This is a genomic window from Pseudomonas sp. SMV71 (genome assembly GCF_052042015.1).
Classification (GTDB): Bacteria; Pseudomonadota; Gammaproteobacteria; order Pseudomonadales; family Pseudomonadaceae; genus Aquipseudomonas.
Genome location: NZ_JBKGGU010000012.1, coordinates 136694 through 157854 on the forward strand (window position 1 = coordinate 136694; position 21161 = coordinate 157854).

17 protein-coding genes and 1 pseudogene are annotated in these 21161 nt (G+C 62.0%); 7 read left to right on the forward strand and 11 right to left on the reverse strand.

Annotated elements, in window-relative coordinates; translation table 11 throughout:
- Window position 1 precedes the first annotated feature (1 nt).
- Together xerC and ACLEJQ_RS14610 are read left to right on the forward strand one after the other, a co-directional pair.
- The gene (gene xerC / locus ACLEJQ_RS14605; RefSeq protein WP_440796185.1) at window positions 2–901 is read left to right on the forward strand and encodes a tyrosine recombinase XerC; all 900 of its coding nucleotides are present in this window, start codon (window positions 2–4) and stop codon (window positions 899–901) included.
- The gene (locus ACLEJQ_RS14610; RefSeq protein WP_440796083.1) at window positions 898–1602 is read left to right on the forward strand and encodes an HAD family hydrolase; all 705 of its coding nucleotides are present in this window, start codon (window positions 898–900) and stop codon (window positions 1600–1602) included. The genes xerC and ACLEJQ_RS14610 overlap by 4 nt, the downstream gene beginning before the upstream one ends.
- Before the next feature lie 200 nt (window positions 1603–1802).
- Here the strand turns inward: ACLEJQ_RS14610 and sutA are convergent, their stop codons facing one another.
- The 4 genes from sutA to glnK form a co-directional block, all read right to left on the reverse strand.
- A complete protein-coding gene (gene sutA, locus ACLEJQ_RS14615; RefSeq protein ID WP_440796085.1) occupies window positions 1803–2126 on the reverse strand; it encodes a transcriptional regulator SutA in 324 nt (107 codons plus the stop codon).
- Window positions 2127–2228: 102 nt separating this feature from the next.
- Window positions 2229–2654 (reverse strand): secondary thiamine-phosphate synthase enzyme YjbQ, encoded by a 426-nt coding sequence (locus ACLEJQ_RS14620; RefSeq protein WP_440796087.1) that lies wholly within the window; start codon window positions 2652–2654, stop codon window positions 2229–2231.
- Between the two features lie 212 nt (window positions 2655–2866).
- Window positions 2867–4201, reverse strand: a complete 1335-nt coding sequence (locus ACLEJQ_RS14625; RefSeq protein WP_440796089.1) for an ammonium transporter — start codon at window positions 4199–4201, stop codon at window positions 2867–2869.
- Between the two features lie 33 nt (window positions 4202–4234).
- Window positions 4235–4573 carry a P-II family nitrogen regulator gene (glnK, locus tag ACLEJQ_RS14630; RefSeq protein WP_002555808.1) on the reverse strand — a complete coding sequence of 113 codons (339 nt, stop codon included), beginning with the start codon at window positions 4571–4573 and terminating at the stop codon, window positions 4235–4237.
- Window positions 4574–4985: 412 nt separating this feature from the next.
- Here glnK and ACLEJQ_RS14635 point away from each other — a divergent pair, with 412 nt between their 5' ends.
- Entirely contained in the window at window positions 4986–5246 is a 261-nt protein-coding gene (locus tag ACLEJQ_RS14635; RefSeq protein ID WP_440796091.1) for an accessory factor UbiK family protein, read from the forward strand.
- A 45-nt stretch (window positions 5247–5291) separates the two neighbouring features.
- Here ACLEJQ_RS14635 and ACLEJQ_RS14640 read toward each other — a convergent pair whose 3' ends face one another.
- Complete coding sequence (locus ACLEJQ_RS14640) at window positions 5292–6545, reverse strand: sensor histidine kinase (RefSeq protein WP_440796093.1); 1254 nt, start codon at window positions 6543–6545, stop codon at window positions 5292–5294.
- 262 nt (window positions 6546–6807) lie between these two features.
- Between ACLEJQ_RS14640 and ACLEJQ_RS14645 the strand changes: the two genes are divergently transcribed.
- The gene (locus tag ACLEJQ_RS14645) at window positions 6808–8301 is read left to right on the forward strand and encodes a YifB family Mg chelatase-like AAA ATPase (RefSeq protein ID WP_440796095.1); all 1494 of its coding nucleotides are present in this window, start codon (window positions 6808–6810) and stop codon (window positions 8299–8301) included.
- A gap of 6 nt (window positions 8302–8307) precedes the next feature.
- Here the strand turns inward: ACLEJQ_RS14645 and ACLEJQ_RS14650 are convergent, their stop codons facing one another.
- From ACLEJQ_RS14650 to ACLEJQ_RS14665, 4 genes and pseudogenes are all read right to left on the reverse strand, one after another.
- A complete protein-coding gene (locus tag ACLEJQ_RS14650) occupies window positions 8308–9522 on the reverse strand; it encodes an aldose 1-epimerase family protein (protein ID WP_440796187.1) in 1215 nt (404 codons plus the stop codon).
- Window positions 9523–9758: 236 nt separating this feature from the next.
- Window positions 9759–10619: a methyl-accepting chemotaxis protein gene (locus tag ACLEJQ_RS14655; RefSeq protein ID WP_440796189.1), complete on the reverse strand. Its 861-nt coding sequence runs from the start codon at window positions 10617–10619 to the stop codon at window positions 9759–9761.
- 42 nt (window positions 10620–10661) lie between these two features.
- Window positions 10662–11735 (reverse strand): annotated as a pseudogene (locus ACLEJQ_RS14660) (Cache 3/Cache 2 fusion domain-containing protein); the annotation flags it as partial.
- Window positions 11736–11923: 188 nt separating this feature from the next.
- On the reverse strand, window positions 11924–12844 hold the full coding sequence (locus tag ACLEJQ_RS14665) for a LysR substrate-binding domain-containing protein (RefSeq protein WP_440796097.1): 921 nt from the start codon (window positions 12842–12844) through the stop codon (window positions 11924–11926).
- Between the two features lie 156 nt (window positions 12845–13000).
- On the opposite strand from ACLEJQ_RS14665, the gene ACLEJQ_RS14670 reads away from it, so the two are divergent.
- The gene (locus tag ACLEJQ_RS14670) at window positions 13001–14398 is read left to right on the forward strand and encodes a NorM family multidrug efflux MATE transporter (protein ID WP_440796191.1); all 1398 of its coding nucleotides are present in this window, start codon (window positions 13001–13003) and stop codon (window positions 14396–14398) included.
- Window positions 14399–14523: 125 nt separating this feature from the next.
- Here ACLEJQ_RS14670 and ACLEJQ_RS14675 read toward each other — a convergent pair whose 3' ends face one another.
- The gene (locus ACLEJQ_RS14675) at window positions 14524–16194 is read right to left on the reverse strand and encodes a putative bifunctional diguanylate cyclase/phosphodiesterase (RefSeq protein WP_440796099.1); all 1671 of its coding nucleotides are present in this window, start codon (window positions 16192–16194) and stop codon (window positions 14524–14526) included.
- Window positions 16195–16469: 275 nt separating this feature from the next.
- Between ACLEJQ_RS14675 and rep the strand changes: the two genes are divergently transcribed.
- Both rep and ACLEJQ_RS14685 read left to right on the forward strand, forming a co-directional pair.
- Window positions 16470–18479: a DNA helicase Rep gene (gene rep, locus ACLEJQ_RS14680; protein WP_440796101.1), complete on the forward strand. Its 2010-nt coding sequence runs from the start codon at window positions 16470–16472 to the stop codon at window positions 18477–18479.
- A gap of 55 nt (window positions 18480–18534) precedes the next feature.
- Window positions 18535–19107, forward strand: coding sequence for a xanthine phosphoribosyltransferase (locus tag ACLEJQ_RS14685; protein ID WP_440796103.1), 573 nt, complete (start codon window positions 18535–18537; stop codon window positions 19105–19107).
- A 126-nt stretch (window positions 19108–19233) separates the two neighbouring features.
- On the opposite strand, the gene ACLEJQ_RS14690 is transcribed toward ACLEJQ_RS14685, so the two are convergent.
- On the reverse strand, window positions 19234–21156 hold the full coding sequence (locus tag ACLEJQ_RS14690; RefSeq protein ID WP_440796105.1) for an acetyl-CoA hydrolase/transferase C-terminal domain-containing protein: 1923 nt from the start codon (window positions 21154–21156) through the stop codon (window positions 19234–19236).
- Between the last annotated feature and the right edge of the window lie 5 nt (window positions 21157–21161).

A 21161-nucleotide genomic window follows, 5' to 3' on the forward strand; every position in this document is an offset into this window, starting at 1 on the left:
GATGGAGCGGCAACTGGACGCCTACTGCGAACATTTGCGCAGTGAGCGCCAGGTGTCGCCCCACACGCTATCAGCCTACCGTCGTGACCTGGAGAAAGTCCTGGGCTGGTGCCAGAAGCAGAACATCGGCAGTTGGCAGACGCTGGACATCCAGCGCTTGCGCAGCCTGATCGCGCGTCTGCACCAACAGGGCCAATCCTCCCGCAGCCTGGCACGCCTGTTGTCGGCGGTACGCGGCCTGTATCAATACCTGAACCGCGAAGGCCTGTGCGATCACGACCCGGCCACCGGCCTGGCGCCGCCCAAGGGCGAACGCCGGTTGCCGAAAACCCTCGACACCGACCGCGCCCTGCAACTGCTCGAAGGCGCCGTCGAGGATGATTTCCTGGCCCGGCGAGACCAGGCGATCCTCGAGCTGTTCTATTCCTCCGGCCTGCGCCTTTCCGAGCTGACCGGGCTGAACCTTGATCAGCTGGACCTGGCCGATGGCATGGTCCAGGTGCTCGGCAAGGGCAGCAAGACCCGCCTGTTGCCCGTCGGGCGCAAGGCCCGGGAAGCGCTGGAGGCCTGGTTGCCATTGCGCGCGTTGGCCAACCCCGCCGACGACGCGGTGTTCGTCAGCCAACGGGGTCGACGCCTCGGCCCGCGGGCGATCCAATTGCGGGTCAAGGCGGCCGGCGAACGCGAGCTGGGGCAGAACCTGCATCCGCACATGCTCAGGCACTCCTTCGCCAGCCATCTGCTGGAATCCTCCCAGGACCTGCGTGCCGTCCAGGAATTGCTCGGTCACTCGGACATCAAGACGACCCAGATCTACACCCATCTGGACTTCCAGCACCTGGCGACGGTCTATGACAGTGCCCACCCCAGGGCCAAACGCATCAAGGGCGACGAATCATGACCATCGAGCTCATCACTTTCGACCTGGACGATACGCTGTGGGATACCGCCCCGGTGATCGCCAGCGCCGAAGCCGTATTACGCCAATGGCTGACCGACAACGCACCGAATCTGGGCGGCGTGCCGGTGGAGCACCTGTGGGCGATTCGCGAGCAAGTGCTACGTGAAGAGCCCGGCCTGAAGCATCGCATCAGCGCGCTGCGCCGACGAGTACTGTTCCGGGCCTTGCAAGACGCCGGCTATGACCAGTGGCAAGCGTCGGAACTGGCGGACCAGGCGTTCGAAACGTTCCTGCACGCCCGTCATCAACTGGATATCTTTCCCGAGGTGCAGCCGACCCTGGAAGTCCTGGCCAACCACTTCGCCCTCGGCGTGGTCACCAACGGCAACGCCGACGTGCGTCGCCTGGGCCTGGCGGACTACTTCAAGTTCGCCTTGTGCGCCGAAGACATCGGCATCGCCAAGCCAGACGCCCGGCTGTTCCACGAAGCCCTGCAACGCGGCGGCGCCACCGCGCAAACCGCTGTGCACATCGGTGACCATCCGGGCGACGACATCGCCGGCGCCCAACAGGCCGGCCTGCGCGCCGTGTGGTTCAATCCGACGGGCAAGACCTGGGAGGCCGAACACAAACCGGATGCCGAGATCCGCAGCCTGACCGAACTGCCGGAGTTGCTGGCGGGCTGGCATAGCCAGCCCTGAGCCTGCAATCACCTCAATCCCCCTGTGGGAGCGAGCCTGCTCGCGATAGCGGTGGGTCAGCTTGCATCGATGTCGGATGTACCGCCACCATCGCGAGCAGGCTCGCTCCCACATGAGACACAACCAACCTGAAACTTTATCCGGCCCATGAAAAAGCCCGCAGCGACGGCGGGCTTTTTCAGCAAGCAAGAAGCAGAAACTCAGATAGGGCGGCTGCCGTACTTGTTGTCGGGCTTCTTGGGCGGATCGGCGACCACGTTGGCCTCCACTTCCTGTACCTTTCCGCCCCTGGCCAGGAATTCCTCCATGGCCTTGGCGAGCGCATCACGCTCCTTGTTCTTGGCCTCTACGCTTGGCAACTCGTCGACCGACACCGCCGCCTTGGCCTTGCCTTTGGCGGTCGGGGCTGGAACGTCGGCCCCATCGTCATCGGCAACGTCTTCGGCCGCTGCTTCAAGACCGTCCTCGGCCTCGTCTTCGTCGCCTACTTCGAGGTCGTCGTTTTCCAGATCATCGTCGCTCATGTTCTACCTCATGACTTGCGAAAAGCAGATTAGTTATAGACCAGCTTCGCCAACAGTTCGAAGGCTGCCAGAAAAAATTCAACATCCGCCGGCAACCGGCAGTTATGCCTCTTCACCGTACAAGGTGGCGAGGACTTTACGAGCACCGCCATGATCACGGTGCTCGCCCAGATAGACACCTTGCCAGGTTCCCAATGCCAGCCGTCCCGCCGTGACCGGAAGGCTGAGCTGGCAGCCGAGCACGCTGGCCTTGAAGTGCGCCGGGAGGTCGTCCAGGCCTTCGTCGTTGTGCTCGTAATCGGCGGTTCCTTGTGGGATCAGCCGATTGAAAAATCGTTCGAAGTCTCGACGAACCGCCGGATCGGCGTTCTCGTTGATGGTCAACGAGGCCGAGGTATGCTGCAGCCACAGATGCAACAGACCGACACGACATGCCTTGAGTTCAGGCAGGCCGGCAACCAACTCGTCCGTCACCAGGTGAAAGCCTCGGGGCTTGGCCCGCAGGGTGATCAGCTTCTGTTGCCACATACAGATCTCCGCACGTTCGGCGCGCATTCTAGCGCGCTCAGGAAAAAAACAAAGAGCCTAATATTCCTCCTTCGATGTAAGCCTTTGGCGGTAGAAAACCATGTCGCTTACATGACAAAGGACGTCGGAAAAACCGGCACCTCATGTGAGCAATGACAAATGCCAGGCAAAAAAATGCCCGGCAAGGCCGGGCATTTTTTCAGTGCGCGTACTTACAGGTTGTAGCCGCGTTCGTTGTGCTGGGCCAGGTCCAGGCCCACCGCTTCTTCTTCCTCGGTGACACGCAGACCCATGACGGCGTCCAGCACCTTGAGGATGATGAAGGTGACGATCGCGGTGTAGATCACCGTGAAGCCGACACCCTTGAACTGAATCCACACTTGGGCGCCGATGTCGGTCACGGTACCGAAGCCACCCAGGGCCGGTGCAGCGAAGACACCGGTCAGGATCGCGCCGAGGATACCGCCGATACCATGCACGCCGAAGGCATCCAGGGAGTCGTCATAACCGAGCTTGCGCTTGAGGGTGGTGGCGCAGAAGAAGCACACCACGCCTGCCGCCAGGCCGATGACCAGGGCACCCATCGGGCCCACGGTGCCAGCGGCCGGGGTGATCGCCACCAGGCCGGCCACCACGCCCGAGGCAATGCCCAGTGCGCTTGGCTTGCCGTGAGTGATCCACTCGGCAAACATCCAGCCCAGCGCCGCCGCAGCGGTGGCGATCTGGGTCACCAGCATCGCCATGCCGGCGGTGCCGTTTGCAGCCACGGCAGAGCCGGCGTTGAAGCCGAACCAGCCGACCCACAGCATGGCCGCGCCCATCAGGGTGTAACCCAGGTTATGCGGGGCCATCGGCGTGGTCGGGAAGCCTTTGCGCTTGCCCAGCACCAGGCACGCCACCAGGCCCGCGATACCGGCGTTGATGTGCACCACGGTGCCGCCGGCGAAATCCAGTACGCCCCAGTCCCACAACAGGCCGCCGTTACCGGACCAGACCATGTGCGCGATCGGCGCATAGACCAGGGTGAACCACACGCCCATGAACACCAGCATGGCGGAGAACTTCATCCGCTCGGCAAACGCACCGACGATCAGCGCCGGGGTGATGATCGCGAAAGTCATCTGGAACGTGATGAACACCGCTTCAGGGAACAGTGCAGTCGGCCCGGTAATGCTGGCCGGCGTGACGCCCGCCAGGAACGCCTTGCCCAGGCCGCCGATGAAGGAGTTGAAATTGACGACGCCCTGCTCCATGCCGGTGGTGTCGAACGCAATGCTGTAGCCATAGATGACCCACAGAATGCTGATCAGACCGGTAATGGCAAAGCATTGCATCATCACGGAAAGCAGGTTTTTCGAACGCACCATGCCGCCATAGAACAGCGCCAGGCCTGGAATGGTCATGAACAGGACGAGAATGGTGGCAGTCAGCATCCAGGCGGTGTCGCCAGAATTGAGGACAGGGGCTGCCGCTTCTTCTGCCATGGCCAGGCCAGGCATTACGAAGGACAACAGGGCTCCTAGCCCTGCGAATTTACGCAGAGTCATATTGTTTTCTCCTGGGGCGTTGGGTTGGGCGGCTTAGATGGCGTCGGTATCGGTTTCGCCGGTACGGATGCGAATAGCCTGTTCCAGATTGACCACGAAGATTTTCCCGTCACCGATCTTGCCGGTGTTGGCGGCCTTGGTAATCGCTTCGATCACCCGGTCCAGATCCTTGTCGTCGATGGCCACATCGATCTTCACCTTGGGCAGGAAATCGACCACGTATTCCGCGCCGCGATACAGCTCGGTGTGGCCTTTTTGCCGACCGAAGCCTTTGACCTCAGTAACGGTAATGCCCTGCACGCCGATCTCGGACAACGACTCGCGCACGTCGTCCAACTTGAACGGCTTGATGATGGCAGTGACTAGCTTCATGAAACTTTCTCCCGAATTGGTGGACTTGCCCCAGGAAAACAAACCCGACTCAAGTCTAAGCGCAGTGCCTGGCTTTGTAACGCGTCGTCGGCCCAAGTTGCCCGACAGGCGCCAGTCAACCGTTCCTGACGAAGCTCCCCGCTTCGTCTGCTGCACTGCATTCGTCACAACGACTGCATCAGTGCAAGGGTCACCAGCCTCTAAGCAGAAACCTTGCCATCTGTGCCCAACTCCACTGATTTCAGGGGCTTACCCACTGAACCCGGTTCAACGGCCCCGCGAACCGCAGCGATACGCACAACAACAGTGCGACGGCGCCCGGCCCCGTGCGCGAAAAGCGTGCAGCCATGCTTGCGAATGGTGACAGACACTGCGTGATACACTGCCCACCATTGTTTCCAGGACACCTGACATGCTTGCGCCCAAAGATCTCCTCGACGCCCTGAGCGGCCATGCCGCCCGCCTCCTGAGCGGTGACACCGCGCTGCCCAAGAGCGAAATCGAAAGCCAGTTCAAGGCCCTGCTGCAAAGTGGTTTCAGCAAGCTGGACCTGGTGAGCCGGGAAGAATTCGACAGCCAGATGGTGGTGCTGGCTCGGACCCGGGCACGGCTGGAAAGCCTGGAGGCGAAGGTGGCGGAGCTGGAAGCGCGATTGGCGCCAGCAGAGCAATAACGACTTCGGGTCCCCATGACTGACCTTATGGATTTCTCCATGAGGTCAATCCTGGGTGGGCACCATTGGCAGCTCTAGCGCAAACAGCGCCCCGAGACCCGGCCCGTCGCTTTGCACCATCAATTCACCACCCATTTCATGGGCCGCCAGGATACAACTGTGCAAGCCGAAACCATGGCCGTCGACCCGTGTCGTGAAACCGTGCTCGAACACGCGGGTGAGATTGCCCATGGATATACCCTCGCCATTGTCCTCGACCTCGACTCTCACTCGCTTGTTTTCCACGGCCTTCAGGCGCAGAACGATCCGGGAAGGCCGGTCCTCGACCGGATCGAGGGCCTGCTTGGCGTTATTGACCAGGTTGATCAGAATTTGCAGCACCTTGTGTTTATCCAAGGGCATCGGCGGGACGTCGTCGAGCTCCTTGACCACCGTCACATGATGGCGCGCCAGGGAAACATGGCAGATACGCACCACGTCCTCGATCAACTCTCGCAACGAACCCGGCTCCAACACACTTGAGTTGCCGGCATACGCCTGCTGTGTGGCGACGATTTCTTTGACATGGTCAATGCTTTTGGTGAGCTGCGCCAACTCATTGATCATGCTCTGCTGTTCGATCGCCAGCGACTCGGCGAGCTTGCCCAGATATTCCGGCAGGGCGCGGCCCTTCGGGTCGCTGCTGAAAAACTCACCCAAGTCGTGGGAATGTTCTTTCATCAACTGCACGACCTTCGCGACTCCCTGCCCTTTGGACGCGTGCACTTTGTCGTACAGGAGCTGGGCTGACACATTGACACTGTTAAGCACATTGCCCACGTTATGCAGCACATTGGTGGCGATTTCCGCCATGCCGGCCCGACGCGCCGTGGTCACCAATTCAGCCTGCGCCTCGCGCAACTCATCGTTGACCCTGGCCAGTTGCTGGGGGCTGGGAATCTTCAGTGCCGCAGGCACCAGCCGGACCAGCAGGACGGCGGTAATCACCGAGGCAATCGCAGTGATCACCTTAACCAGCGCCGACAGCCAGTAGTAAGGTTGCCAGATGGTCAGGATCTCCATGACATGGCTGGTCCCACAGGCCAGGATAAAGACGCCGAAGGCCGCCAGCATCCAGTCGAACGGGACATCCTTGCGTTTGTGGATGAAGTACAGAAGCGTTAAGGGAATGGTGACGTAGGACAGGGTGATCAAGCCATCGGCGATGACATTGGTCCACAGCAAATCCGGCCGCCACATATAGCAATGTCCGTGGGGCATGAAGCGCTTGTCGGTTAACAGAGCCAGCAGATCGTTCATGGCCACTTCCTCCCTGTGCCGTCGATACCGCCCGAGTGCCGACCGGGCAAATCGGAGTCTAGGCCGGTCCCTGGCATTTCGCTTGGACGGGTGAAGGCAGGCATCCGCTGAACCTGTATTGCGCTTGGCACTCTCGGGCGTCGCTGGCTGTCGAAACATCCTGCCAAATTTTCTCCCCTCAATTACCACGCCCAGATTCCGCCTCACGACTAATCTTCAAAAACCGCAGGACGCGGTGCCCTATCCACTCAAGGAACGATTCATGTCGCTCGCCATTGTCCACAGCCGCGCCCAGGTGGGGGTGGAGGCCCCCGCCGTTTCCGTCGAAGTCCACCTGGCCAACGGTTTGCCATCGCTGACGATGGTCGGCCTGCCGGAGGCCGCAGTGAAGGAAAGCAAGGACCGGGTGCGCAGCGCGATCATCAATTCGGGCCTGAGCTTCCCGGCACGGCGCATCACCCTGAACCTGGCACCGGCGGATCTGCCCAAGGACGGCGGGCGATTCGACCTGGCGATTGCCCTGGGCATCCTGTCGGCCAGCGTGCAGGTGCCGACCCTGACGCTGGACGACGTCGAGTGCCTCGGCGAACTGGCCTTGTCCGGCGCGGTGCGCCCGGTGCGCGGGGTACTGCCAGCGGCGTTGGCGGCACGCAAGGCCGGACGCATGCTGGTTGTGCCACGGGCGAATGCCGAAGAGGCCTGCCTCGCGTCGGGCCTGAAGGTGATCGCCGTGGATCATCTGCTCGAAGCCGTGGCGCATTTCAACGGCCATACGCCGGTCGAGCCATTTGTTTCCAACGGGCTGCTTTCAGCCAGCAAACCCTACCCGGACTTGAATGAGGTGCAAGGCCAGGCCGGGGCCAAGCGCGCCCTGCTGATTGCCGCCGCGGGCGCACATAACCTGTTGTTCAGCGGACCGCCGGGCACCGGTAAGACCTTGCTGGCGAGCCGTCTGCCGGGGCTTTTGCCGCCCTTGGCCGAGAGCGAGGCCCTTGAAGTGGCGGCGATTCAATCGGTGGCCAGTTGCGTGCCGCTGAGCCATTGGCCGCAGCGGCCGTTTCGCCAACCCCATCACTCGGCTTCCGGCCCGGCGCTGGTGGGCGGCGGGTCGAAGCCGCAACCTGGGGAAATCACCCTCGCCCATCATGGCGTGCTGTTTCTCGATGAATTGCCGGAGTTCGACCGCAAGGTCCTGGAAGTCTTGAGAGAACCATTGGAGTCAGGGCACATCGTGGTGTCCCGCGCCCGTGATCGGGTGCGCTTCCCGGCACGCTTCCAACTGGTCGCGGCGATGAATCCCTGCCCCTGCGGATATCTCGGCGAACCCAGCGGTCGCTGTTCGTGCACGCCGGACATGGTGCAACGCTACCGCAACAAGTTGTCCGGCCCTTTGCTGGACCGCATAGACCTGCACCTGACCGTGGCCCGGGAAGCCACCGCGCTCACTCCCAAGAGCGCAACGGGTGAGGACACCGCCACCATTGCCGCACAAGTGGCCGAGGCCCGCGAACGTCAACAGCGACGCCAGGGCTGCGCCAATGCCTTCCTTGATCTGCCGGGGCTGCGTCGGCACTGCAAGTTATCCACAACCGACGAAACCTGGCTGGAAACCGCCTGCGAACGACTGACCTTGTCGCTGCGTGCCGCCCACCGCCTGCTCAAGGTCGCCCGGACGTTGGCGGACCTGGAACAAGCGGCAGACATCCGCCGCGAGCATCTGGCCGAAGCGTTGCAGTATCGGCCCGCTACGCCATGAACCGCATCACGGCTTGGTCAGGTCCACCAGCGGCGCGTTGCGCACTTCGGTTTTCTGGCCGTTCTGGATGGCCTCGATGCGTGCAAGTGCCTTGTCCACTGCACCCTTGTCCGCCAACAGGCTGTAGTGGATCTTGAACTGCTTGTGTTCTTTCGGGCCGATGCTAGGGACCAGGCCCAGCGGCCGCTGATACCGGCGGTTATAGGAGAAGCTGGTGCCTGGCTCCAATCCGGTGACGTAACCCTGGCCCTGGGTATCGGTGTTTTTCCACAGGGAAAACACCGGCAGCGTGCTGGTGTTGAAGCCCACCGACACGCCGAGGCTGCCGGCCTTGTTGTGCAACACGGTCAGCGTGTCACCCTTGGCGTCGGCATACGGCACGACGTTGTAGACCGTTTCGTCGTAATCCTTGGTGGGGGCACGGTAGGTTTGCCAATCTGCCAGATCGCCCTTGGCCTTGTCGTTGAACGGCGAGACCTGCTTGACCGGGGCGGCGAAACGCGCGCCCTGCTCCAGGAACGGCGTGCTGAAATTGCTGTGGTAGAGGGCTTGGTATTCCTTCGGGTAATCGCCGTTGTTGGTCAGCGTATCGTTGAGGGCGAACGTCACGCTGCCGGGTTCGGTGACCAGTTCGGTCTGCACCGAGAAATCGACCTTCTTGAACGCCTGCTCCTTCAGCTCGCCCCGCAGGGTGATGGCATAGGGCGGCTTTTCATCGATATGCAGGGTGACCTTGTTGGCCGGAATATTGGCCGCACGACCGTGCAGGGTCAGCAGCTCGCCGTTATCCATGCCGGGGTGGCCAACCCATTCGTAGCCACAACGCGTTACCAGTTCGTTGAAGCCTTCGAGCCAGCCCAGGCCTGCGCGGCCGTTGAGTTCGATGAAGGCCGGGTTGACCACTTCCTTGACCGGCGAATCCCAGCCCATGCGCACGCTGCCGACTGAGGCCTGCAACACGTTCATGCCGCGGGTCGGGACCACCGAAAGCTTGAGAGTGCCATTGTCGATGTCGACGATGCTGACACCCTCCTGCCGGCCGCCATGCAGGGTGCGCATCGTCACGGAGAACGGTTTGTCGGTCTTCACGCCCAACTGCTGGCTGGTGACTTGCCATGGTTGCGCGGCCTTGTCGGTGTCGAGCAGGACGTAATCCCAGGCCATGGCATGGGAGGCAGCGCCCAGGGCGCCGAGGGTCACGAGAAGTTTGAACACAGTCATGGTCATGGCCTTTTCTTGGAGTTGTGCGGATTTTATAGACTTGAAGAAACGTTTCAGCAAGCCTAAAAACAGCAATTTTCCTAAAAAGGAGCGACACCAGGGTGGTAGCTTTTGTGGGAGCGAGCTTGCTCGCGATAGCGGTGGGTCAGATTGAGATGATGTTAGCCGGGCGGCCGTCATCGCGAGCAAGCTCGCTCCCACAGGGGTATGGGTGAGCTTGCTCATAACGGGACGACTCAGCGGAACCGATCAACCTCTTGGCGCAGGTCCTGGGCCAGTTTTTCCAGTTCCTTGGCGGTGAGCGCCAGGTCCGAAACTACCTGGCGCTGTTCGCTGTTGGCCATGGCGATGCTTTGCAGGTTGCTGCTGAGTAGGGTCGCGGTGCTGCTTTGTTCCTGGGTAGCGGTGGTGATCGCAGCGAATTGCTGGCCGGCCGAGCGGCTCTGCTCGTCGATGCGCGCCAGGGCCGAGGCGACGTTGGCGTTGCGCGACAGGCCTTCCTGCATCAGCAGGTTGCCTTGCTCCATGGTGCTGATGGCATTGCCGGTTTCCTGCTGGATGCTGTTGATCATCCCGGAAATCTCGTCCGTGGCCTGACGAGTACGGGAGGCCAGGCTGCGCACTTCATCCGCGACGACGGCAAACCCACGGCCCTGCTCACCGGCACGGGCGGCTTCGATGGCCGCGTTCAACGCCAGCAGGTTGGTTTGTTCGGCGATGGAGGTGATGACGCCAACGATGCCGCCGATTTCCTGGGAGCGCTGGCCCAGGGTATTGATGACCGTGGCGGTGCTGTTCAACGCGCCGGCAATCTGCTCCAGGGACGAGGACGCTTCGTCCATCGAGGTTCGGCCGATCCGGGTCTGCTGGGCGTTTTCCTGGGCCAGGCGCTCGGTGTTGCCCATGTTGTCGGCAATGTTCAGCGAAGTCGCGCTGAACTCTTCCACCGCGCCGGCCATGCTGGTGATTTCGCCCGACTGCTGCTCCATCCCCTCATACGCACCGCTGGACAACCCGGCCAGGGCCTGGGCACGGCTGTTGACCTCCTGGGAGGCCTTGCGGATGTGCTCGACCATGGTCGACAGTGCCTGGCTCATCTGGTTGAAGGCGCGGGACAATTGACCGATTTCGTCATGGCTCGACACGTTCAGGCGCACGCTCAAGTCGCCGGCGCCCAGGGCTTCGGCCTGACGCACCAGATCGCCCAGCGGGGCGAGTTTGCTGCGCAGTAACCACATGGCCGCGCCGACTGCCAACAGCATCGCCAGCAGGCTGCCGATTGCCAGCTGAATACCGACGCTCCAGGTCACTTCGCGGATCTCGGCCTTGGGCATGCTCGCCACTACCGCCCATGGACCGCCCTCGAACGGTACCGCGACGCTGTAGAAGTCCTCGGCGGTGTCGCTCCAGAACGCGCCCTTGCCGGGGGTTTTCACCAGGCCAACGACGGTCGTGACGGCCGAATCAAGCGCCTGGACGCCAGCCGGCGGCACCAGCCATTTGTTTTGCTCATCCAGCAGCGCCAGCGAACCGGTCTTGCCGATACGGAAGCGCTTGAGGTTTTCGAACTGCGCGTTTTGGGCGTCGGTGTAGTCGAACCCCACATACAGCGCGGCGATGATCTTGCCACTGCTGTCGGTCACCGGGCTGTACTGCGTCATGTAGTAACGGCCGAACAGCAGGACACGGCCAATGTAGCTTTGCCCACTGGTCAAACGAGCATAGGCCGGGCTGGCGTGGTCGAGCACGGTACCAATGGCTCGCGAACCGTCCTGCTTGGCCACCGAGGTGCTGACCCGAATGAAATCATCACCGCTGCGCACGAAGATCGTGGCTGTACCCGCCGTCATCTGCTTGAACTCGTCAACTTCCTTGAAGTTGTTGTTCAGCACTTCGCCGGCCAGGTTCAGGCCAGGAGTCTGTACGCCTGCCACCGTCACCGGCTGGTCCGGATGCACACTCAGGCCCGCACTGAAACGTTTTTCGAACAGGCCGGCCAAACGCTGGGTGCTCTCGCGCAAGGTGCCATGAAAAGTATTGAGCTGGTCGGCCATCAGACGCGCTTCGCTGGCCAAGTGCTCCTCACGGGTGGCGAGGTTGGCGGTGTCCAGCGAACGCAAGGCGAAGACGGTACTGCCGGAAATCACGACCGCCAGTATCACGGCGAGGGCGAGGCCCAGCTGTGAGGCGATCCGGGCACGAGGTTGAGACATGACGGCTCCTGGCCGAGACACCGGATCATCCTTGATCACGTCGCACGCTCGGCATTCTATTCAAGGTAATGTGTGTGTTTGCCCTTTCTGAACGAGGGTTCCATGTTCACGGATTCGGCAGCCAAGCCAAATACTTGAGCGGTTTGGGAGGAATAATACCAAGTGGCTATCACGGGCACTGCATCGATTCAGCCAAGCCGTTGCACGGTTGGCAACTGCATGGCCTTGACCTCGCCCTGAAGAAAGTCACTGAGCCGGCGCAGACGCTCGCCGCCTGGCCGGGTCTTCGGCCAGACCAGGTAATAATGCTCGCCGCTGGCCACCGCCGTCGGCCACGGCAAGCTCAGGCGTCCCTGGGCCACATCCTCGGCCACCATCAGCAAATCACCCATCGAAACGCCATAGCCGCGGGCTGCCGCGATCATCCCCAGCTCCAGCGTATCGAACACCTGCCCGCCCTTGAGCGAGACCTGGTCAGACAAGCCCATGCGCTCCAGCCAACTGCGCCAGTCCCGGCGGTCCGGGGTCGGGTGCAGCAGCTCGGCGCTGGCCAGCCGCTCCACGGTCCAGGGCCGGTCGTTCAGCAGGTTCGGCGCACCTACTGGAATCAGCTCCTCCGGAAACAGAAAACTGGCTTCCCAGTCCGCTGGGAAATGCCCGTTGCCCAGCAACACGGCGCAATCGAAGGGTTCGGTATTGAAATCCACTGAATCGACGTCCATCCAGGCGCTGGTCAGTTGCACTTCGTTGCCAGGTTGCAGATGGCGGAAACGACTCAGCCGCGCCAGCAACCAACGCATGGTCAGGGTCGAGGGGGCTTTCATGCGCAGGATGCCGTCTTCGCCATGCAAAGTATGACAGGCGCGCTCCAGGGCCATGAAACCGTCGCGCACACCCGGCAGTAACAGGCGCGCCGCCTCGGTCAGTTGCAGATTGCGCCCGCTGCGAAAAAACAAGCGGCAGGCGAAATGTTCTTCAAGCGTACGAATATGCCGGCTCACCGCACTCTGGGTAATCGACAATTCTTCCGCCGCCCGGGTGAACGAGCTGTACCGCGCCGCCGCTTCGAAGGCCCGCAGCGCATAAAGAGGAGGTAAACGACGAGACATCGGGAAAGCTCCTATAGCACCTGACGAACCCTACCAGAACTTCGACAGCATGAGTTTTAATCATGCCAGCGATCTTTTTTATCCTTTTGTGCAATCCGTCGGGAGCGCCGAGAATCGATGCTTTACTGCCTCGTATAAACATGGAGTGTGATGATCATGCGGCATCCGGCGCGTACCGAACTCTGGGCCATCCTGCGGCTGGCGGGGCCGCTGATCGCCTCGCAGTTGGCGCACATGCTCATGGTGCTCACGGACACCGTCATGATGGCGCGCCTGAGCCCCGAAGCCCTCGCTGGCGGTGGACTCGGCGCGGCCTCTTATTCGTTCGTGTCGATTTTCTGCATCGGCGTAATCGCCGCAGTGGGAACACTGGTGGCGATCCGTCAGGGTGCCGGCGATGTCGAAGGCGCGACCCGCCTGACCCAGGCCGGGCTCTGGCTGGCGTGGCTGATGGCGCTGGTAGCCGGGCTATTGTTGTGGAACCTCAAGCCTGTGCTGCTGCTGTTCGGCCAGACCGAAACCAACGTGCTGTCCGCCGGGCAGTTCCTGCTGGCGTTGCCCTTCGCCCTGCCCGGCTACCTGAGCTTCATGGCCTTGCGCGGCTTCACCAGTGCCATCGGGCGGGCCACGCCGGTCATGGTGATCAGCCTCGGCGGTACCGTGGCCAACTTCTTGCTCAACTACGCACTCATCACCGGCATGTTCGGCTTGCCCAGGCTCGGCTTGATGGGCATCGGTCTGGTCACGGCCATCGTCGCCAACTGCATGGCCCTGGCACTGGCCTGGCATATCCATCGACACCCGGCCTACCGGGCCTATCCGTTGCTTGCAGGGTTGTCGCGGCCCAATCGCCAGTACCTCAAGGAGCTCTGGCGCCTGGGCCTGCCGATTGGCGGCACGTACGCGGTTGAAGTCGGGCTGTTCGCGTTCGCCGCGTTGTGCATGGGCACCATGGGCAGCACGCCGTTGGCGGCGCATCAGATTGCCCTGCAGATCGTCTCGGTGGCATTCATGGTCCCGGCGGGCATGTCCTACGCGATCACCATGCGCATCGGCCAGCACTACGGGGCCGGGCAGTTGCTGATGGCACGCCTGGCCGGGCGGGTCGGGATCGGCTTTGGCGCGGCGGCGATGCTGGGGTTTGCCATGGTGTTCTGGCTGCTGCCGAACCAGCTGGTCGGTCTGTTCCTGGACCACAACGACCCGGCCTTCCGGGAAGTGATCAACCTGGCAGTGAGCCTGCTGGCCGTGGCGGCGTGGTTCGAACTGTTTGACGGTACGCAGACCATCGCCATGGGTTGCATCCGCGGACTCAAGGATGCCAAGACCACGTTCCTGGTCGGCCTGGGCTGCTACTGGCTGATTGGCGCGCCGTCGGCCTGGTGGATGGCATTTCACCTTGGCTGGGGGCCTACCGGCGTCTGGTGGGGACTGGCCCTGGGTCTGGCCTGCGCCGCCGTGAGCCTGACGCTGGCGTTTGAAGGGAAGATGAAGCGGATGATCCGGCGTGAGTCTGGAGAGCCACAGGGATTCGGGATCATTCAAGCCGATTGAGCTCTCCTGTGGGAGCGAGCATGCTCGCGATAGCGGTGTGACTGCCACATCAATGAGACTGGCAGGCCGTCATCGCGAGCAGGCTCGCTCCCAGAGAGGACTGGGTCTGTCCGCAGGGTTGGGTATCAGACCACCCCTTCCTGCGTCGCCTGATCACCATCAACCATCAGGTACTCAACCAATTCAGGCAACGGCAACGGCTTGCTGATCAGGAAGCCCTGCACCTGGTCGCACCCGAATCCACGGAGCAACTCCAACTGCTCCGGGGTCTCCACGCCTTCGGCCACCACTTCCAGATTGAGGTTGTGTGCCAGGTTGATCATGGCGTGCACCAGCTTGCGGTTCTCTTCCCGTTGCTCCATGCCGCCGACGAAACTCTTGTCGATCTTGAGCAAGGCAATCGGCAAGCTGTTGAGGTGCACGAACGAGGAGAAACCGGTGCCGAAGTCGTCCAGCGAAAAACGCACCCCGAGCCGACCCAGGGCATCCATGGTCTGCTTGACCAGTTCACTGCGCCGCATGACGGCGGTTTCGGTGAGTTCGAACTCCAGCCATTGCGCCTCGACACCCCGTTCGGCAATCAACCGGCTCAGGGTCGGCAGCAGCTGGCTGTCCTGGAACTGGCGAAACGACAGGTTCACCGCCATGTGCAACGGCGCCAACCCGCGCTCGCGCAGGGCCTGCATGTCCCGCAGGGCCCGGGATATCACCCAGTAGCCCAGCGGCACGATCAGGCCACTCTGCTCGGCCAGTGGCACGAACTCGCTGGGCGGCAGCAGGCCACGCTCGCCGTGGCGCCAGCGCACCAGTGCTTCGAGGCCGACAATATGACTGCCTTCGAGGCTCAGCCGAGGCTGGTAATGCAATTCCAATTCATCGCGGCGCAAGGCCCGGCGCAGCTCGGTTTCAAGATCAGCGAGGCTACGGGCATTGCGGTTGATGCGCTCGTTGAAGATATGAAAGGTGCAGCCCTGGGTGCTCTTGGCCTGCTGCATGGCGATGTGTGCGTGCCACATCAGCGGATCGGGGCCGGCCTGGGCGCGGGCATGGGCCACACCCAGGCTGCAACCGATCAGCAGGCTCTCACCGTCGATCCAGTAGGGTTCGGCCATGGCCTCGGTAATCCGCTCGGCCATCCATTCGGCGCGCTGCGGCGCGCGACGCGTGTCGATCAGCAGGGCGAATTCATCACTGCCCAGGCGCGCCAATTGATCGCCTGCTTCGAGCGAGCCCTTGAGCCGGGACACCACCTGCAGGATCAGCCGGTCGCCGGCCTGATGACCCAAGGCATCGTTGGCATGGCGAAAATTATCCAGGTCCAGGTGACCCAGGGCCAGGCCGCGGCCATCGTTCTCGGCCAGGCGCGCCGCCAGCAGCGTCTGGAAGCCCTGGCGGTTGGCGATACCGGTCAGCGGGTCCTGCTCGGCGAGGCGCTGCAAGGTATGCTCCAGCACACCGCGCTCGCGCACATGTCGCAGGCAGCGACGCAGAGTCGCGCTGTCAAGTACATCGCGCACCAGCCAGTCGCTGACGCCGTCAGGAGCAATCGCCGGCTCGTGCTCCAGCAAGAGGACCGTCGGCAGGCGGCAACGGCCCGGCGCAGGCTGCAACGGAGCGATGGTCAGCAATATCGCGTTGCGGTTGTCTTCGAACAGGCTGCTGACCGAATCCCAGGTCGGAGCGCTGATCAACACGAACGATGGCCCCAGGGGCGCCAGGCACTCGCGCAGGACCGTTGCCCATTCAGGCGTTTCGGCCAATAACAGCAAACGCAAGGGTTCGACAGGCGTTGACAAGCTGACTCCCTAGACTCTGCAAGGTGGTTGGCGCGGGGCATTATGACTTGCCGAGGGGCAATGACCAATGCCAACAGTTCTCAAATACGCCGGTTCAAGCCTTTTTTACACACTTGAAGTCGTACGTTAGACGCAAATTGGCCCCATATCCTGCGTGAAAGTCGCAAAAGCGGCAAATGACAATGCTGTGGACGTCACAAGTCGGATAGCGCAGCACAACGCCGCAAGCCTGTTAAAATGCCGGCCCATTTTGCAAACGACTCCCTGAACTCGTCATGTCCCGACTCAATCCCCGGCAGCAAGAAGCCGTGAACTATGTCGGCGGCCCTCTTTTGGTGCTCGCCGGTGCAGGCTCCGGCAAGACCAGCGTGATCACCCGCAAGATCGCGCACCTGATCCAGAATTGCGGGATCCGCGCCCAGTACATCGTCGCCATGACCTTCACCAACAAAGCCGCCCGTGAAATGAAGGAGCGGGTCGGTGGCCTGCTGCGCGCCGGCGAAGGCCGTGGCCTGACGGTCTGCACCTTCCATAACCTGGGCCTGAATATCATCCGCAAGGAACACGCGCGACTGGGCTACAAGCCGGGCTTCTCGATCTTCGACGAGACCGACGTCAAGGCCCTGATGACCGACATCATGCAGAAGGAATACGCCGGCGACGACGGCGTGGACGAAATAAAGAACATGATCGGCGCCTGGAAAAACGACCTGGTGCTGCCACCCGAGGCCCTGGAAAACGCGCGCAATCCCAAGGAACAGACCGCCGCCATCGTCTACGCCCATTACCAGCGCACGCTCAAGGCGTTTAACGCGGTGGACTTCGACGACCTGATCCTGTTGCCGGTCAAGCTGTTCCAGGACCACGCCGACATTCTCGAAAAATGGCAGAACAAGGTCCGCTACCTGCTGGTGGACGAATACCAGGACACCAACGCCAGCCAGTATCTGCTGGTGAAGCTTCTGATCGGCAAGCGCAACCAGTTCACCGTGGTGGGCGACGACGACCAGTCGATCTACGCCTGGCGCGGCGCGCGGCCGGAAAACCTGATGCTGCTCAAGGAAGACTATCCGTCGCTCAAAGTGGTGATGCTGGAGCAGAACTACCGCTCCACCAGCCGCATCCTGCGCTGCGCCAACGTGCTGATTTCCAACAACCCCCACGAGTTCGAAAAGCAACTGTGGAGCGAGATGGGCCACGGCGACGAAATCCGCGTGATCCGCTGCCGCAACGAAGACGCCGAGGCCGAGCGCGTGGCCATGGAAATCCTCAGCCTGCACTTGCGCACCGATCGGCCTTACAGCGACTTTGCGATCCTCTATCGCGGCAACTACCAGGCCAAGCTGATCGAGCTGAAGCTGCAGCATCACCAGGTCCCGTATCGGCTGTCGGGGGGCAACAGCTTTTTCGGGCGCCAGGAAGTGAAGGACCTGATGGCCTACTTCCGCCTGATCGTGAACCCGGACGACGACAACGCCTTCCTGCGGGTGATCAACGTCCCACGCCGGGAAATCGGTTCGACCACCCTGGAAAAACTCGGCAACTACGCCACCGAACGCAAGATCTCGATGTACGCCGCCACCGATGAGATCGGCTTGGGCGAACACCTGGACAGCCGCTTCACCGACCGCCTGGCGCGCTTCAAGCGCTTCATGGACAAAGTCCGCGAACAGTGCGCCGGCGAAGACCCGATCTCGGCGCTGCGCAGCATGGTCATGGACATCGACTACGAGAACTGGCTGCGCACTAACAGCTCCAGCGACAAGGCCGCCGATTACCGGATGAGCAACGTCTGGTTTCTGATCGAGGCGTTGAAAAACACCCTGGAAAAAGACGAAGACGGCGACATGACGGTCGAGGACGCCATCGGCAAGCTCGTGCTGCGGGACATGCTCGAACGCCAGCAGGAAGAGGAAGAAGGTGCTGAAGGCGTGCAGATGATGACGCTGCACGCCTCCAAGGGCCTGGAGTTTCCCTACGTGTTCATTATGGGCATGGAAGAGGAAATCCTGCCGCACCGTTCCAGCATCGAGGCCGATACCATCGAAGAAGAACGGCGCCTGGCCTACGTGGGCATCACCCGCGCCCGGCAGACGCTGGCCTTCACCTTCGCCGCCAAGCGCAAGCAGTACGGTGAAGTCATCGACTGCGCCCCGAGCCGCTTCCTCGACGAACTGCCGCCGGACGACCTGGCCTGGGAAGGCAACGACGACACCCCGACCGAAGTGAAGGCCGTACGCGGCAACAATGCGCTGGCGGACATACGAGCGATGCTCAAGCGTTAGAATCGACTACTTTTTACTGACCCCAGGCGCCAGTGGCGCCATCAGAGGAGGCTTCATGGAAGCCCTGCAGCAGAAAATCCGCGAACTCGGCATCGTGCTTTCCGATCAGGTCCTGAAAGTCGACGCGTTCCTGAACCATCAGATCGACCCGCAATTGATGAAGCTGATCGGCGACGAATTCGCCGCGCTGTTCAAGGACTCGGGCATCACCAAGATCGTCACCATCGAAGCCTCGGGCATCGCCCCGGCGATCATGACCGGCCTGAACCTGGGCGTGCCGGTGATTTTCGCCCGCAAGCAGCAGTCCCTGACCCTGACCGAGAACCTGCTGTCGGCCACTGTGTATTCCTTCACCAAGAAGACCGAAAGCACCGTCGCCATCAGCCCGCGCCACCTGACCAGCAGCGACCGGGTGTTGATCATCGATGACTTCCTGGCGAACGGCAAAGCGTCCCAGGCGTTGATTTCCATCATCAAGCAGGCCGGCGCCACCGTGGCCGGACTGGGAATCGTGATCGAGAAGTCCTTCCAGGGTGGTCGCGCGGAACTGGATGCCCAGGGTTATCGCGTCGAGTCCCTGGCGCGGGTGAAGTCGTTGGCGGGTGGGGTGGTGACCTTCATAGACTGAGCGCACTCCACATAACCCTGTGGGAGCGAGCCTGCTCGCGATAGCGGTGGATCAGCCAATGTCTATTTGACTGACACACCGCTATCGCGAGCAGGCTCGCTCCCACAAGGGGTCCCGGATCAGTCCTTATTGCGCAGTAGCCTTCAACCCCGCCAGTAACAACCGCTGGGCCAGCTCGTCCTTCAGCCCCTCCGGGATCGCCAGTTGCATCCGCTCCAGATGTTCGGGGTACGCAGCAGCCTCCGGCGCATCCAGCGCAGCCTTGCCCAGTTCGAGCATTTCAGTGAGCTTGAACTTGCTCTTGAGCCAGTTCAGCGCCCTCAAAAGATCGCGCTCTACCGCGTCGAAATCGCAACCCAGCGGATACTCCGGAAACAGGTTCGGATGCCGGGCCTGGATCGCCTGTAAACGTTGCGGGGTGTTGTCGGCGAAGCGCGGGTCGAGACGGAAATCCTTCGGCAGTTTGCCGGCATTCTGGGCCCGTTCGATCAGCCCTGGCTGGAAGCGCGAATCACTGATATTCAGCAACGCCTCGATGACTGCGGCATCCGTCTTGCCGCGCAGGTCGGCGATGCCGTACTCGGTCACCACGATGTCCCGCAGATGCCGCGGGATCGTGCAGTGGCCATACTCCCAGACAATGTTCGAGCTGATCTCGCCACCGGCTTCGCGCCAACTGCGCAGCAGCAGAATCGATCGACCGCCCTCCAGCGCATGGCCCTGGGCAACGAAGTTGTATTGCCCGCCCACGCCGCTGAGGACCCGCCCGTCTTCCAACTGATCCGCCACCCCGGCGCCCAACAGGGTCATGGTGAAAACCGTATTGATGAAGCGGGCATCGACGCGTTGCAGGCGCTTGAGCTGTTCCTGACCGTACAGTTCGTTGATGTAGCTGATGCGGGTCATGTTGAATTCGAGGCGCCGGCCCTGGGGCAATTCGCGCAGGCGCTCGTAGAAACTGCGCGGGCCCAGGAAGAACCCACCGTGGATGCAGATGCCGTCGGGCTGCGCCGCCTCATCGAGGGTGCCGGCGTTGGCCTGCTCCTGGGTCGGCACGTCGGGGTAGACCTTGCGGCGGATGATCCCGGCCTCGGCCAGCACCAACAGACCGTTGACGAACATTTCACTGCATCCGTATAGGCCTTTGGCAAACGGCTCGACCCCGCCTTCGCGTTCGATCAACTGCGCCCACTGGCTCAGGTTCAAGTCAGCCAGCAAGGCCCGGTAACCCGAGTTATCGGCCTGGCGCGCCAGCAGCGCCGCCGTCAAGGCATCGCCCATGGAACCGATGCCGATCTGCAACGTACCGCCGTCGCGCACCAGGGCACTGGCGTGCAGGCCAATGAAATGATCCTGGAAGCCCACCGGCATGTTCGGCGTGGAAAACAACGTGTGGCTGTCTTTCTCATCGATCAACAGGTCGAAATCATCGATGCCGACTTCCGCGTCCCCGGGCATGTAGGGCAGGTCACTGTGCACCTGGCCGACCATGAGGATGGTTTCCCCGGCCGCCCGCCGCTTGGCGATCATCGGCAGCAGATCCAGGGTGATGTCCGGGTTGCAGCTCAGACTCAGGCGATCCGGGTGCTGCGGGTCGCTCGCCAGCAGTTGCGCCACCAGGTTCAAACCGGCGGCATTGATGTCCCGGGCCGCGTGGCTGTAGTTGCTGCTGACATAGTCCTGCTGGGCTGTCGTGCTGTGCAGCAGGCTGCCGGGCTGCATGAAGAACTGCTCAACGCGAATGTTGGCCGGCAGGCTGTCACGGTGCAGATCGCCGAGGTAGTCCAGTTCAGGGTAATCGCCGAAAACCCGCTCGATGAACGGCTCGATGAAGCGCTTCTGCAAGCCATCGCCGAGGTTCGGCCGGCCCAGGCTCAGGGCGGTATAGATGGTCAGTTGCCGCTCGGGCAGCTGTGCGATGCGCCGGTACAGGGCGTTGGCGAACAGGTTCGGTTTGCCCAGCCCCAACGGCATGCCGAGGTGGATATGCGCGGGCAGGCGCTCCAGCACCTCGTCCACCGCCTGTTCGATTGAGCACAACTGCACCATCCGAC

Coding starts and splice junctions, on each gene's coding strand:
- xerC (WP_440796185.1), top strand. CDS start 2: ATGGAGCGGCAACTGGACGCCTACTGCGAACATTTGCGCAGTGAGCGC.
- ACLEJQ_RS14610 (WP_440796083.1), top strand. CDS start 898: ATGACCATCGAGCTCATCACTTTCGACCTGGACGATACGCTGTGGGAT.
- sutA (WP_440796085.1), bottom strand. CDS start 2,126: ATGAGCGACGATGATCTGGAAAACGACGACCTCGAAGTAGGCGACGAA.
- ACLEJQ_RS14620 (WP_440796087.1), bottom strand. CDS start 2,654: ATGTGGCAACAGAAGCTGATCACCCTGCGGGCCAAGCCCCGAGGCTTT.
- ACLEJQ_RS14625 (WP_440796089.1), bottom strand. CDS start 4,201: ATGACTCTGCGTAAATTCGCAGGGCTAGGAGCCCTGTTGTCCTTCGTA.
- glnK (WP_002555808.1), bottom strand. CDS start 4,573: ATGAAGCTAGTCACTGCCATCATCAAGCCGTTCAAGTTGGACGACGTG.
- ACLEJQ_RS14635 (WP_440796091.1), top strand. CDS start 4,986: ATGCTTGCGCCCAAAGATCTCCTCGACGCCCTGAGCGGCCATGCCGCC.
- ACLEJQ_RS14640 (WP_440796093.1), bottom strand. CDS start 6,545: ATGAACGATCTGCTGGCTCTGTTAACCGACAAGCGCTTCATGCCCCAC.
- ACLEJQ_RS14645 (WP_440796095.1), top strand. CDS start 6,808: ATGTCGCTCGCCATTGTCCACAGCCGCGCCCAGGTGGGGGTGGAGGCC.
- ACLEJQ_RS14650 (WP_440796187.1), bottom strand. CDS start 9,522: ATGACTGTGTTCAAACTTCTCGTGACCCTCGGCGCCCTGGGCGCTGCC.
- ACLEJQ_RS14655 (WP_440796189.1), bottom strand. CDS start 10,619: ATGAGCCAGGCACTGTCGACCATGGTCGAGCACATCCGCAAGGCCTCC.
- ACLEJQ_RS14665 (WP_440796097.1), bottom strand. CDS start 12,844: ATGTCTCGTCGTTTACCTCCTCTTTATGCGCTGCGGGCCTTCGAAGCG.
- ACLEJQ_RS14670 (WP_440796191.1), top strand. CDS start 13,001: ATGCGGCATCCGGCGCGTACCGAACTCTGGGCCATCCTGCGGCTGGCG.
- rep (WP_440796101.1), top strand. CDS start 16,470: ATGTCCCGACTCAATCCCCGGCAGCAAGAAGCCGTGAACTATGTCGGC.
- ACLEJQ_RS14685 (WP_440796103.1), top strand. CDS start 18,535: ATGGAAGCCCTGCAGCAGAAAATCCGCGAACTCGGCATCGTGCTTTCC.
- ACLEJQ_RS14690 (WP_440796105.1), bottom strand. CDS start 21,156: ATGGTGCAGTTGTGCTCAATCGAACAGGCGGTGGACGAGGTGCTGGAG.